The 13,786-nt window shown below is 31.7% G+C and carries 10 protein-coding genes; 3 read left to right on the top strand and 7 right to left on the bottom strand.

All coding sequences use genetic code 11. The features are described 5' to 3' along the window. The first annotated feature begins 175 nt into the window (after nt 1–175). The 3 genes from H2O64_RS11230 (at nt 176) to H2O64_RS11240 (ending at nt 3,815) form a co-directional block, all read left to right on the top strand. Nucleotides 176–1,846 carry an ABC transporter ATP-binding protein gene (locus H2O64_RS11230; RefSeq protein ID WP_187562298.1) on the top strand — a complete coding sequence of 557 codons (1,671 nt, stop codon included), beginning with the start codon at nt 176–178 and terminating at the stop codon, nt 1,844–1,846. Nucleotides 1,847–1,940: 94 nt separating this feature from the next. Beyond that, a complete protein-coding gene (locus tag H2O64_RS11235) occupies nt 1,941–2,165 on the top strand; it encodes a hypothetical protein (RefSeq protein WP_187562299.1) in 225 nt (74 codons plus the stop codon). A gap of 90 nt (nt 2,166–2,255) precedes the next feature. Further along, complete coding sequence (locus H2O64_RS11240; protein ID WP_187562300.1) at nt 2,256–3,815, top strand: class I SAM-dependent methyltransferase; 1,560 nt, start codon at nt 2,256–2,258, stop codon at nt 3,813–3,815. 389 nt (nt 3,816–4,204) lie between these two features. Here H2O64_RS11240 and H2O64_RS11245 read toward each other — a convergent pair whose 3' ends face one another. From H2O64_RS11245 to H2O64_RS11275, 7 genes are all read right to left on the bottom strand, one after another. Continuing rightward, the gene (locus H2O64_RS11245; protein ID WP_187562301.1) at nt 4,205–5,923 is read right to left on the bottom strand and encodes a helix-turn-helix domain-containing protein; all 1,719 of its coding nucleotides are present in this window, start codon (nt 5,921–5,923) and stop codon (nt 4,205–4,207) included. A gap of 129 nt (nt 5,924–6,052) precedes the next feature. Next, a complete protein-coding gene (locus tag H2O64_RS11250) occupies nt 6,053–7,726 on the bottom strand; it encodes a S8 family serine peptidase (protein WP_187562302.1) in 1,674 nt (557 codons plus the stop codon). Between the two features lie 2 nt (nt 7,727–7,728). After that, the gene (locus H2O64_RS11255) at nt 7,729–9,414 is read right to left on the bottom strand and encodes a S8 family serine peptidase (RefSeq protein ID WP_187562303.1); all 1,686 of its coding nucleotides are present in this window, start codon (nt 9,412–9,414) and stop codon (nt 7,729–7,731) included. Nucleotides 9,415–9,452: 38 nt separating this feature from the next. After that, complete coding sequence (locus tag H2O64_RS11260; protein WP_187562304.1) at nt 9,453–9,953, bottom strand: hypothetical protein; 501 nt, start codon at nt 9,951–9,953, stop codon at nt 9,453–9,455. 8 nt (nt 9,954–9,961) lie between these two features. Continuing rightward, on the bottom strand, nt 9,962–11,653 hold the full coding sequence (locus H2O64_RS11265; RefSeq protein WP_187562305.1) for a S8 family serine peptidase: 1,692 nt from the start codon (nt 11,651–11,653) through the stop codon (nt 9,962–9,964). A gap of 13 nt (nt 11,654–11,666) precedes the next feature. Then, nucleotides 11,667–11,891 carry a hypothetical protein gene (locus tag H2O64_RS11270; RefSeq protein ID WP_187562306.1) on the bottom strand — a complete coding sequence of 75 codons (225 nt, stop codon included), beginning with the start codon at nt 11,889–11,891 and terminating at the stop codon, nt 11,667–11,669. 115 nt (nt 11,892–12,006) lie between these two features. After that, a complete protein-coding gene (locus H2O64_RS11275) occupies nt 12,007–13,686 on the bottom strand; it encodes an AraC family transcriptional regulator (RefSeq protein ID WP_187562307.1) in 1,680 nt (559 codons plus the stop codon). Nucleotides 13,687–13,786 lie beyond the last annotated feature (100 nt).

Raw genomic sequence — 13,786 nt, forward strand, 5'->3', positions numbered from 1 at the left:
ATTTTTTAATTTTTAAATGCGCTGTAAATCAATGACTTCATTTTAAAAGAATGCTTCATTATATTCGAAATGACTACTTTTTAAACAACCCTTCACTTACAAGTTTGAGTGCGCCTTTGTATGCTTCTCAACGTTGAGTTTCACTAAATTCATTTCGTTTGTGTATTTTTGAGTGATGAATACATTATTAGACATACAAAACTTAACCATCTCCTTTAAAGGAAACGAAGTGATTCACGGAATTTCTTATGCACTTGCTGCGAATGAAATTTTAGGAATTGTTGGTGAGTCTGGTAGTGGAAAATCGGTTTCTTCGTTAGCTATATTAGGCTTATTGCCGAAAAAGAATGCAGAAATTACGGGTACGATTTTATATGAAGATCAAAATTTAGTTTCACTTCGTGCGAAAGATTTTCAACGCTTGCGCGGGAATGAAATTTCGATGATTTTTCAAGAGCCTATGAGTTCCTTGAATCCGTCAATGACCTGCGGAAAACAGGTGGAAGAAGTATTGTTGCAACATAAATACTGCACAAAGAAAGCAGTGAAAGCAGAAGTATTGGGGTTGTTTGAAAAGGTAAAACTCCCAAGAGTCGCACAAATGTATAGTTCCTATCCGCATCAATTGAGTGGCGGACAAAAGCAACGTGTGGTTATTGCCATGGCAATTGCTTGCAAACCGAAGGTATTGATTGCCGACGAACCTACAACAGCATTGGATGTAACCGTTCAGAAAGAAATTATATTGTTGTTGAAAGAATTACAGCAAGAGAACCAAATGGGCATTATTTTTATTTCGCATGATTTGTCATTGGTGAGTGAAATTGCCGATCAGATTGTGGTGATGTATCAAGGAAATATTGTAGAACGTGGAGAAACGGCTACCCTATTTTCAAATCCTCAGCATGAATATACCAAAGCATTGTTGAAGTCAAAACCTTCTTTGGATGTTCGATTGAAGAAGTTACCAACCATTCAAGATGTGCTTGCAGGTACCGTTTCGGATGTAGTTGTCACAACAGCCGAACGGCAACTTCGCCACGAGAACATGTACACGAAAGCGCCATTATTAGAGGTAAAAAACGTATCCAAATCATTTTATAGCAACGCCAGTTTGTTTGGAAAATCTACGGAAGTGAAAGCCGTAGACGATGTGAGTTTTTCGTTATACGAAGGTGAAACTTTAGGTTTGGTGGGCGAATCAGGTTGTGGAAAATCTACTTTGGGAAATGTTATTTTGCAATTGCACAAAGCTACTGAAGGGCAAATTTTATATAAAGGTGTAGATATTACTAAGATCTCTAAGTATGAAGTGCGCGCCTTGCGGAAAGAGATTCAGATTATTTTTCAAGATCCTTTTGCGTCATTGAATCCTAGAATTCCTGTTGGAGCTGCTATTTTGGAACCGATGAAAGTACACGGATTGCACGCTAATGATGCCGAACGAAAAGAGAAAGTTATTGAATTGCTAGAACGTGTCAGACTCGATGCTTCTTACTACGGACGCTATCCGCATGAGTTTTCGGGTGGACAACGCCAACGAATTGGAATTGCGCGTACGATTGCGTTGCAACCAAAGTTGATTATTTGTGACGAATCAGTTTCTGCATTGGATATTTCGGTGCAGGCACAAGTGTTGAATTTGTTGAACGAACTGAAAGATAATTTTGGTTTTACCTATATTTTTATTTCTCACGATTTGGCAGTTGTTAAGTATATAGCAGATCAATTGTTGGTTATGAATGATGGACGCATTGAAGAATTGGGTGAAGCCGATGCTATTTACGCCAATCCGAAATCATCCTATACACAAACTTTGATTGATGCCATTCCAAAGGGGATTTAATTCCCGTTAATTTCTTCTTATGAATTAGTGTTTTCACGCTACACCATGTTTTTCTATCACTGCATCTTTGCAACGAACAAAAAATAGAAATATCATGAGAAAAAAGACTTTAAAAAATTTAGCATTGAACAAAAAAGTGATTTCAAACTTAAAAAATATCACAAGTATTGAAGGAGGAAGAAAAAATCATAGTGTACTTACCGATATTGGCTTCATTTGTGAGCCAGCAGCGCCACAACCACTACCGCAAGAACCGATACCAGCTTCAGATCCTGCTATTTGCACAGGAGGTTTTGGAGATTGTCCAATTAATCTTTAGAAATTTAAAAAATCATGCAGAAGGAACGTGGCAAATTCCTTCTGTTATTTTTCTTTGCAACTACATTTGAAAAATCTGTATCTTACGGATATGAATTTAACCAAAGAAGAAAGAAGAGCATTCCGATCGTTGTTGTTTAAGCATCAAGACGGAATTGCCATTACCGCAATTATTGCCATATTAGACCGTCATAGTATTTTTGATTTTTTAGCGACAAAGAAAACTACTTCTGTTGCTGAGATTCTTCAAGAACATCCACAGTTTCATGCAGGTTATTTGAATATTGCCTTGCGCAGTTTGGCTTCGCAAGGAATTTTAACTTATACAGTTACCGACACAGAAACGCACTTAGAAACCACTTCAAAGTTTATCGCATTTCAGCGTCATATTACGCATTACGCTACCTTCAATCAGTTGTTTGCCTATTATTATGAGTTGTTTCAACAGCCTTTTCAGTTTCCATTACCAAATCCAAGAAAATTGTATGAGTTGGCTTCTTATTTGACAAATGCTCGAAAAGCATTGAGTACAGACGCGTATTTTCAGGTAGAGATTGCTACACATTTGGAAGGTGTTTTGTTAGCGCCATTGTTAGTGTATTTAGGCTATAATGCAGATTTAGAAAGTGTAGAAGAAGCTACTTTTTTAGAAGATCCTTCTATTCAAAAGTTGTTTAGTTTGCTTGAATTGTATGATGGAAATTCATTGACGAAGAAAGGTTCGTTTTTGTTTACTAAGAGTTATGCTTACGGAGTTACGGTTTCGTACACACCAATTATGTGTCATATAGAAACGTATTTGACAGGAGATTTTCTTCCGTTTTTTCAGCAAGATCATTTGGGCAACGAACAACATGTGTTTAGAGGTGTGAATGTTTGGGGAAGTGGCGGAAGTCATGCAACGTATTTTAATAAGTTTGATGCTGTCCTTGTTGATATTTTTAATAAACCACTTGCGGAGCAACCCAAAGGGATTATTGATGTGGGTTGTGGAAATGGTGCATTGCTAGAACATATTTTTGATTTGATTTGGAATCAGACACAGCGACGAGACGATTTGGGCGCCAATAAACTTATTTTGGTTGGTGCCGATTATAATAAGGAAGCCTTGTTGAGCACGAAACGAAATTTGGAGAAAGCCAATGTATGGGCGGAAGTCGTTTGGGGCGATATTGGAAATCCTGCTGAGATTGACCAAAAGCTTCAAGAATTGTATGGTGTAAAACTAGAAGAGTTACTGAATGTGCGTTCTTTCTTAGATCATAATCGACCATTTAATGCGCCTCATGGCGATTATAAAGGCGAGTTGCTTTCTACAGGTGCATTTTCACATCGCGGGAAGCAATTACATAATAAAGACGTTGCACAGAGCTTGGTAGAACATTTCCAGAAATGGAAACCTTATATTAAAAACCATGGATTGTTGTTTATAGAGTTGCATACCGTTGCGCCAAATGTTGTTGCCGAAAATTTAGGCAATACACCGTGTACTGCGTATGATGTGACACATGGTTTTTCTGATCAGTATATTGTAGAGTTGGATGTGTTTTTGGAAGCCATAGCCAAAGCCGGAAGTACTATTGATCCAACACATTCGTATCGTTTTCCGAGTTCGGAAATTTCAACGATTAGTATTAATCTGATTCGGTAGTTTTTATTGTTTAAAGTAACGTGAGTTCAACATAAGTTTCATTTAAATAAAATTTAGTAAACACTTAGGCTTTAAAATTCTGAAAATCAATTTTTTATTTTAGTTCGTGTCATTTTTATTTCAAATTGCAGAACTCCTGAATCTTCGTTTTCGTTTTCTTTGCTCGCACAAAGAAAAGAAACAAAAGAAAGTGCGCTTTTCCAGAGGTATTTTTAGTTTTTTCTTATTAAAAAACTAAAACCGCATGAATTTTTCTAAATTTTTTCCAAGGCTTCAAAAATTTTTAACGAAAAATCCCTGCTATACTGCGGAAAAGAAGAAAGTGGCTTTTAGATTTTATATCGAACTCAGGTTAAAGTAATGCTGAATAGCCATTTTGAATTATGCACTTAGTTTTTTGATTCATTTATCTTCTTTATAAAATATGAAGGATAGATTCCGGTTTCCTTATGAAAAGCATTTGAGAACGATTGCGAATTGCTGAACCCAACATCATAGGCGATCGCTTTTATGGTATACTTTCTAAACGTTTCATCAATTTTTAATCTTGCTATTGCATGATTGATTCGCAAGTCACTTAAGTAGTTTGAAAAGTTTTTATTTTTATACTCGTTCACAACTTGAGAAATATATCTAGGGTTTGTCTCGAAGTCTTTTGCTAGTGACGCTAGTGTTATTTTACGTGCGATATAGTCTTTGTTTTCTTCAAAACGCTGTAATGAATTTAGAATTTTTTTTAGAATTTTTTCATCTATGTTCATAGACTTATTTTCTGGTTTCTTATTTTCAATTTTGATTGGTTTGTCTGTATTGATTAGTTTTTGAAATCGTTTTTTGTGTAATTGTTGTCTTCGGTAATAAAACCAAATTACAATTCCAGAAAAGAGTAATAAAAGGCTTAGTGTTAGTAAACCGTTGAAGGATTTTTTCCTGTATTCACGAAGTTTAGAAATTATTTCTTCTTTTTCCTTCAAAAGATTCGGTACATCAAACTTTTTATTCATAGATGCATTTAACATCTTATAATCACCTTGAAGCAAGCTGTCTACAATTAGTAATTTTTCTATGTAAAGTAATTGCTTTTCCGTGTTTTTTTCCTCTTTGTAGTTTTCTATTAATAGTTCATACGCTCTTTTGACTTCCGTGCTTGGTAACTTGTTTGCTTCAAAGCAGGAATCTATTTTCTTTGCATACTGAATCATATTTTCTTTGTCATTTATTTTATGGTAGTTTTCAGCTAGGTAATAATAGGCTTCTGGGAGAAATTCTTCATTAGTATATAGTATCAAATTACCATTCTTTGTAAAACGAATACATTCATTTAGTATGTCAATTGACAAACCATAATTCCGTTTGTGGTATTCATTAAGCGCTTTATTAAATTTCGATAGATAAAAAACTCCCTCTTTCTTTTTGGATAAAAAAGGCATGACTTTTTCTGTATAATATTCTGATGAATCTATTTGACCTTTTAACGTGTATGTTTTTGCGAGTTCAACAGCTGTCATTGCATAACTTAAAGAATCTATATACTTTTTTTCCTTTTTTGCATCATCAAATTCCATACATTCTTTGAGGATTTTGATTGCTTCTTCATACTCTCCTAGTCTTCGTTTGAGCAAACCTACATTGTGTAAAGTAATATAGGCGAAGTTTTCATTGTTATTCTTCTTTGAATGACGAATGGATTCCAAATAATTCGTTAAGGCTTCTTTGTATTTCCCCTTTTCATTTAGTTCAACACCTTTATTTGTATATAGAATTGCAGGATATCTATAATGTTTTAAATCTTTACTAATGGCAATTCCGCTATCAAGATATTTTAATCCTTTTTCATAGTCAGTTTCAACAATAGAAAGCAATCTATACCCTCTGGCTATATGTATTTTTACAGTATCTTCTTTTCCTTTTTGCAAATATACTTTGGCATATAATTTATATAGTTCCTTATTACTTGTGTTGCTATTGAACTTTGTTATAAGTTCTCTGTATGTTGCATTTTTGAGCGAATCGGGAATTGAAAAACCGCTTTCTTGAGCAAAAGAAAGAAGAGGGTAAAGCAATATGAATAAAGTCGAAAGAAGCTTAATAGGTTTAATTTTTTTCATTGAGTGGAAATAATTTACTTTCAAATAACGTACATATCCTAGAATCAAAAAATAATAGGTAGTCCATATTCTTGAATTTACACTTGTACTTTTAGTAAATTACAATATTTTTCTAACTATTTATAGCGGTTAATTGCGTTTCTTCTTTTTTGAAACTTCTGCTGCTAGTACTAATGCATTATACGCATTGACTATTTTGCCTGATTTGGAGAGTGAGCTGAAAGGTACCAATTTTTTTTCTTTACTTGTAGACGGCTTATTAACCATTATGTCATAAGAAACACCCGACTCCATAATGATTTGTTTTACTTCTGATGCTGATAGGTTTGGATAATAGGAACGGATTAATGATGCTATTCCAGCTACAATTGGCGCTGACATAGAAGTGCCACTTTCATATCCATATTCATTATTCCTGAGAGTTGTATAAATACTTTTTGCAGGTGCAAAAATATCAACATTACGTTTTCCATAATTAGAAAAGTCAGCAACTAATTCTTCATTTAAAGAAGAACTCGATCCACCTACAACAATTACATTATTTACATATTCATTATTTTGTTCATTAATGTCATTAGGATATGTAATTTCTAAATCTGAATCTTTTGCAGAGTTCCCCGCCGATAAGACGATTAGAACATCTTTACTTGAAGCATAATTTATAGCATCCATTAACCAATCTTCTCGCTGAACTATATATTTTGTAAATGTTATGATAATTATTTTTGCGCCATTATTAACTGCATATTTTATTCCTAGAGCTATATCTTTGTCTTGTTCATCTCCTGAAGGAGAAGTACAAACTGGCATAATCTTTAAAATGTTGGAAACACCCTTAATACCAAGCCCATTTACTCTGTTAGCGGCTAAAATTCCAGCAACTTTTATAGCATGATCATGGCTAGACGTTTTACTAGCAGTAATATTTCCATTACCATAGTCTGCATCTTCAATATTATCAACATTATCTCCAATTACAGAACGCTCCTTAGAATTTAATCCTAGGTAAATATCTAGATATCTACTCTGTACTTCCCGTGTACTTGAACTCCAACCCGAATGCTTAAGATAATAGCGATAACTCGCAATTTTAATATTGATTATGCTATCTTTTGAAAGTAGTTTTGCTATGCTCTTTTCAGATAATAAAGAATCATGATATATTTTAGAAAGATCATTATATAAATCTTTTTTTCTTTTATCAAATGAGTCAAGTGAAGCTATCCTTTTCTCTGTAAGATTCAAATAATCATCATAAATTCTTTTAGCTTTTCTATACAAGTCAAATTCTTTTTTCAATTGTTGGGGAATATCTTCAATTTCTTTTGATTCAAAAACATCCTTGTATTTACGAACTATTCTAGTTGCTTCAAAGTTAGCTCTATCAACATTTTCTCCTTTCCCATTACCCAGAAAATTCCAACCATTTACATCGTCTGTATAACCGTTCTTATCATCATCTATTCCATTATTTGGAATTTCTTTATTATTTACCCATATGTAATCTTTAATTTCTTCATGTTCAGAATCGATCCTGTTATCTAGCAATGCAACAATTATAGTATCTCCTAATTTTTCTTTTATGAGTTCATTATATGCCTTATCTAAACTTATTCCAGGAATGGTATCTTGAACAATATCTTTATGTATCCAGTTTCTCCATTGCGGTATGGTTAATTTACTTTTCTTAAGTGTAAGATTGGGAACTATTATTGGTTTAACAATTGTGCTTTTAAGTGAAGTACAGGCAATGATGCAACAGCAACTCAAGAATATGATGAGAAATGGTTTGAGAAATTTCATGTTTAGTTGCGGTTTTTCTTTTTCTTAGAAACTTTCTCTGCTAGTACTAACGCATTATACGCATTGGCTATTTTACCCGACTTAGACATGGAACTAAACGGAATTTTTTCAGCATACGGCTCATCTCCATACGGATAGGGTCGTTCTACATCAATTTCAAATGAAATACCCGATTTCATGATAATATCTTTTACCTCAACAGCAGATAAGTTTGGGTAGTACGAACGAATCAAAGCAGCAATACCAGCTACTATTGGTGAAGCATACGAAGTGCCTGAACCAAAAGAAGGCTTTCTTCTTGACAAGCTATAAATTTTATGTCCAGGCGCAAAAATGTCTACGTTTTTGTTACTGTAATTAGAAGAAAGCCACACCATTGTAGAATCTGCTGTAAAGGAACTAGCTCCTACTTTTATAAAATTATTGACATATTCACCATCTTCATTATAATCATCTGGATAATCAAATTCATTATCTAGGTTATAACTCTTATTTCCTGTAGAAGAAACAATCAACACATCATTTTGTTCCGCATATTTAATTACATCTTCAAGCCAATCAGGATGCATTGAAAACTCTTTACCTATACTCATATTGATAATTTGAGCACCATTATCAACTGCATAGCGAATTCCTAATGCAATATCTTTATCATGTTCATTTCCAAGAGGTGCAACACCCAAAAACATCACTTTCAATGAATTACTTATTCCATTTATTCCAATATCATTATTACGAGTAGCCCCAAGAACGGACATTACTCTTGTTCCATGGCTTCCTCTTAGCGTCCCTTGTACATTATTATTCCCATACGGAACATCGTTTAGATCATCTACATTATCTCTTTGGTTTTGTCGATCATCATACGTAAAACTTAACCATGTATTTAGTTTTTTATTCTCACCTTTTATACCTCTATCCGCCCATTCAGGATTCATATTATTTTTTAAATAATATTTCATAAATCTTATTTGAACCTTTGTTAAGGAATCATTTGTTATTTTAGACAAGGAATCTAACTGAGAAATAGTGTAATCTTTTCTAGAAAAATATTTGGTTAGCAAAGAATCTGCTTCAATAAACTTATTCTTTATTCTATTATACGTAGCAATATCTTTTTCTATTTCCTTTTTTTCTTTTTTATAAGTCTTGATAGCTCTGAGATACTCTTTAAATTCTTTCTTTTGACTTTCAGAAATTTGCTTCTCTTCCTTATCTTTAAAAAGCAAATCATATTTTTTCATGATTCTTATAAAGGAATGATTAGCATATAAAACAGGACCTTTTTTCGTTGTTTGTAAAAAATTCCAGCCATGAATATCATCTACATACCCATTGTTGTCATCATCAATATTATTATTAGGAATTTCCCCTTTGTTAATCCAAATCTGATCTTTTAAATCCTCATGATCTATATCTAATTCTGTATCTATAAGAGCAACAATAATCGTATCGCCTTTTTTTCCTTTTAAAAACTTATATGCTTTGTCAAGGCTCACCCCAGGAATAGAATCTTCGTAAATATCTTTAAAATGCCAATTCTGTTTTTCCGTTTCGGTCAATGCTTGCTTTTTAGCAAAAGCTGCGGTAACTATTGTTGGTTTTGTTGTTGTGCTTTTAAGTGAAGTACAGGCGATGATGCAACAGCAACTCAATACTGTGATGAGAAATGGTTTGAGAGATTTCAAGTGGTTTTATTTTTTAAGTAATATAAATGCTTTGTCGGTTATTCCAAAGTTCCTTTGAAAGTTTTACTTTGCGTGTATATTTTTATTCCGAATAGATACCAATGCATTGCACCGCTCATTTGGTAGGTATAGGTTCCATCTTCCTGTTTGTCAACATCAACATACGTAACTTCCCAATCGTGCCCATTTGTAAACCCTGACATATCACTGTGACTATCACTTGCAACCAACTCACCTTTATCATTTTTCTTAAACAATACGGTAAGGTGTAATATAAATGGAATCGTTTCTTCTACGTGTGCATCAAGTGATGTAACATTGTTCCCTTTTAAATTTTTAGCATTATGAAACGAATAGTGATTGTCAAAGTCTCTTTCTTCTGCGCCAAGCATTCCAATAACACCCAAAACAAACACCACAATGATTGCATTACCGTATTTGTTATTGAATAGTTGCTTTCCTTTTGTAAAAAGTGTTAGTACCAACCCGAAAAAAAGGATGACAAAAGCGGTGTTTATGAGTGCCCAGATGAGGTGCATAGTTTTGTTTAGCTACGTTTTTTCTTTTTCTTCTTTTTAGAAACTTCTTCTGCCATGAGTAGTGCGTTGTAGGCGTTGACTATTTTTCCTGATTTTGAGAGTGAGCTGAAAGGGACTAATTCTTTTTCTTTACTTGTAGAAGGTTTATTTACCATGATATTAAAAGAAGTTCCCGATTCCATGATGATTTGTTTTACTTCTGCTGGACTTAGGCATGGATAGTAGGAGAACAGTAAACTTGCTACACCAGTTGCTACAGCAGAAGAGAAAGAAGTTCCAGAATCTGTCGTTGTGCGTTTTCTACTTAAACATGAAATTCTTGTACCTGGCGCAAATATATCTACTTCCTCCTTTCCGTAGTTTGAAAAACTATTTATTAACTTTAAGTTTAATCTATATGATGTATTTCCTACCTTCATAAAGTTTTTGACAAATTCAATCCCATCATTCTTATTATCATTTGGGTAATTTTCAATTTTATCTAGATTATAACCATCATTCCCCGCTGAAGTTACAATTAAAACATTATGCTTTTCAGCATACTTGATTGCATCGTATACCCATTCCGGATGTAAAGAGAAATCCTTTCCAATACTCATATTGATAACTTTAGCTCCATTATCTACTGCATATCGAATAGCTAATGCAATATCTTTATCGTGTTCATTTCCTGCCACAGAAATACTTAAAGGCATTATTTTTACTTTATCATTTATTCCTTCTACTAAGGTATCATTTCTTTCAGCAGCAATTATTGAGGACATTTTAGTTGAATGGCTAAATTTTCTTATTCCTTGAACATCATTATTACCATATGGAAAATCATTTAAATCATCAGTATTGTCATTTGTCAGATAACGTTCATCAAAATCAAAATTCAATTTATACTCTATTATTTCTGAAAGCAACCTCCTTCTATTTCTTATGGAGCTTAGGGTATGATTATATTTTTTATAAATTATTAAATGTTGTAATTTCTCTATTTCTTCTTCATTTTTTAACATTTTTTTTAAAGAATCTAATCTTGTTTTATCGTATGGCTTCTTAATATTAGGGAGATAAAGTTTAACGACATTCACTCCTTCTATATAACGATTTATTGCAACATCAAATCTTTCAATATCACCACTAACGGTTTTTAATTTCTCATTATATTCAGAATATGCTTTTTGGTATAAGTTAAATTCTTCTTTCTTATTTATAGGAACATCAATAGTAGAAGTAATATTTTTAAAAAGAGCATCATATTTCTTAATAATTCTAACATATTCAAAATGACTGTAAGGAACTTTATCTCCTTTTTTTGTTCCCACATAATTCCAGCCATGAATATCATCTATATATCCATTGTTATCATCGTCTATGTTATTATTAGGTATTTCATCTTTGTTAATCCAAATTTGATTTTTTAAATCTTCTTGAGCAATGTCTAATTCTGTGTCAATAACAGCTACAATAACTGTATCTCCTTTTTTATCTTTTAAAAAATCATATGCCATGTGAAGGTTAATACCAGGGATGGAATCCTCAAAAACATCTTTAAAATGCCAATTCTTTTTTTCTGATTCAGTAAGGTTTTTTTTTCTCTTGAAGGAAACTGTATCTTTCTGTATTGCAACTACTATGCAATTACAAGACATAATCAAAAAAAGACTTGAAAATAATAAAATGCATGCTTGTGCTTTTCCTCTAAATGACATATGATTTTATTTGTTAACAGTTTTGGTTGTTCATACTTGTACATTGTAAAATACTTCCTGTACAGACATCCTCATTATTGGATGTTGTGTTACCTTGTGTTACCTCTGGAATACATTGTGCTTCGTCACAACTATCTGTATCGCAGAAATCTGATTCAGCTCCTCCAAACATTCTATTTAGAATGTTTACGTTTGCAATTTTCACTTTTCCCAGTTTTAAAAATTTGATTTTTTTCATTTGATTTCTATATTTAAATTTGATTCAAATATACCTTCTTCTTAATTCAAAATAAAGAAACATATTTCTCATTTCACTGAAAAGAGAAATATTAAACAGATTAAATAAATGATTATCAGTCATTTATTTTTTTTAAAAAATATGACACATTTAATCCAGTTTTCTTAAAAAACGCTCTAGTAAAAGATTCTGTACTAGAAAATCCTGCCTCTATAGCTATAGCATTTATTGTATAATTTCGTAAAATATTATTATTGTATAGTTCTTCAACTATATATACTATTCTCAAATTATTAACATAATTTTTAAAAGTTTGAGATTTATAGTCATTAATTACTATTGACAAATACTTAGTATTTGTTTCTAATTTCTTTGCAAATAAATTTAATGTAAGTTTAGGAGTTAGAAAAGTTTTATTTTTTTCAAACTCATCAAGACCATCTAGTATTTGATTAAGTGTTTTATTGTCAATTGGAAACACTCGCTTTTTTTCCTTGTCCTTATTTACTTCTTGATTAACAGATTTAGTTTTTAAAGATGAAATTATTTCTTTAAACTTTTGCTCATTTATTTTTTTTCTCCTGTAAAGAGAAATTAATATTATTAAAACTAATATTAAAATAACTAGTAAAATATAAATTCCATATTTAAAGTCTTTATTTTTTTTATTTAATTCTGAAATTAATACTTCTTTACTTGCAACTAATCTTGGGGTATCATATTCATAATGAAAAGTTCTTGAAACATTACGATATTCTTTGTTAATAACAGTATCAACTACTAGCAATCTATCTGTGTAATAAAGTTGATTTTTTAAATCTCCCTTACTCTTGTAGTAATTAATTAAACCTTCGTAAGCTTTTCTTGGTTGAGGAATAATATATTTTTTAAATTTGAATATACTATCAACTTTCTTATAATATTCAATTTTAGTTTCCTCTACTTTAGAAATTGAACCAAGATAAAAATATGATATAGCTAAATTTGGATAATCTTTACTGGCTTTTAAAAAAGGTACTGATTTCAACAAACTATCTTTTGCGATAATAAAATTACCTTTAGTATATTGTAAAGCTCCCTCAGCTTGAGTAAAATATAAATGACTAAAGCCTTTTGTTTTTTTTGCTAATTTATAGCCTCTCTTATTAATAATTGAAGCTGAGTCTTTCTTATTATTTGAGATATACGCAATACTCAAACCATAAAGTGTATTCAAATATAGATCACCAAAATTTTCTTGTCTTTCAAAATATTTTAAATTTTTCTTAAAAATACTTAATGCCTCTCTACTAGAACCAATTTTTAATTTGAGTAAAGCTATATTATGGTTTAAAACATAACTCGTTTCATTATTTTTATCGTGATAATATTTATTAGCTTCTAAATAACTTTTTAAAGAATAACCATATTTACCTGAATTAAATAAAACTATTCCTCTATAAAAATGACCTTCAGCTAGTAGTTTTTCTAACTTATATTCTGTTGCATATAAAATACTACTATCTGTATACTTCAATGCTAATTCAGGGTTATCATATGAAACTCTACATAATCTAATAAAACTATTTACAATAGCTTTTTTATTTCCTTCAGCTCTAGCCTTAGATAATGTGTATAAAGCTACTCTTTTTCCTGCTTTAGTCTTTCCTAAATTCTTATTGTGGTAAAAAATTTTCTTTAGTTCATCAAAACTCTTTTCGTCTAATGTATCTTTTAGAATAGTTTGTGCATGCAAGCGTGAAGAAAATGAAAAACATATTATAATTACATAGCAAACCCTAATTATAGTATTCATTTTCAATAAATTAAATTTATTTTTAAAAAAAGTATTCATTCTCATTTCGCGGAAAATAGATTCTCAGTTCACGGAAAGTAGAAATACACTGTTTGATTTA

The organism is Kordia aestuariivivens (genome assembly GCF_014397005.1).
Lineage (GTDB): Bacteria > Bacteroidota > Bacteroidia > Flavobacteriales > Flavobacteriaceae > Kordia > Kordia aestuariivivens.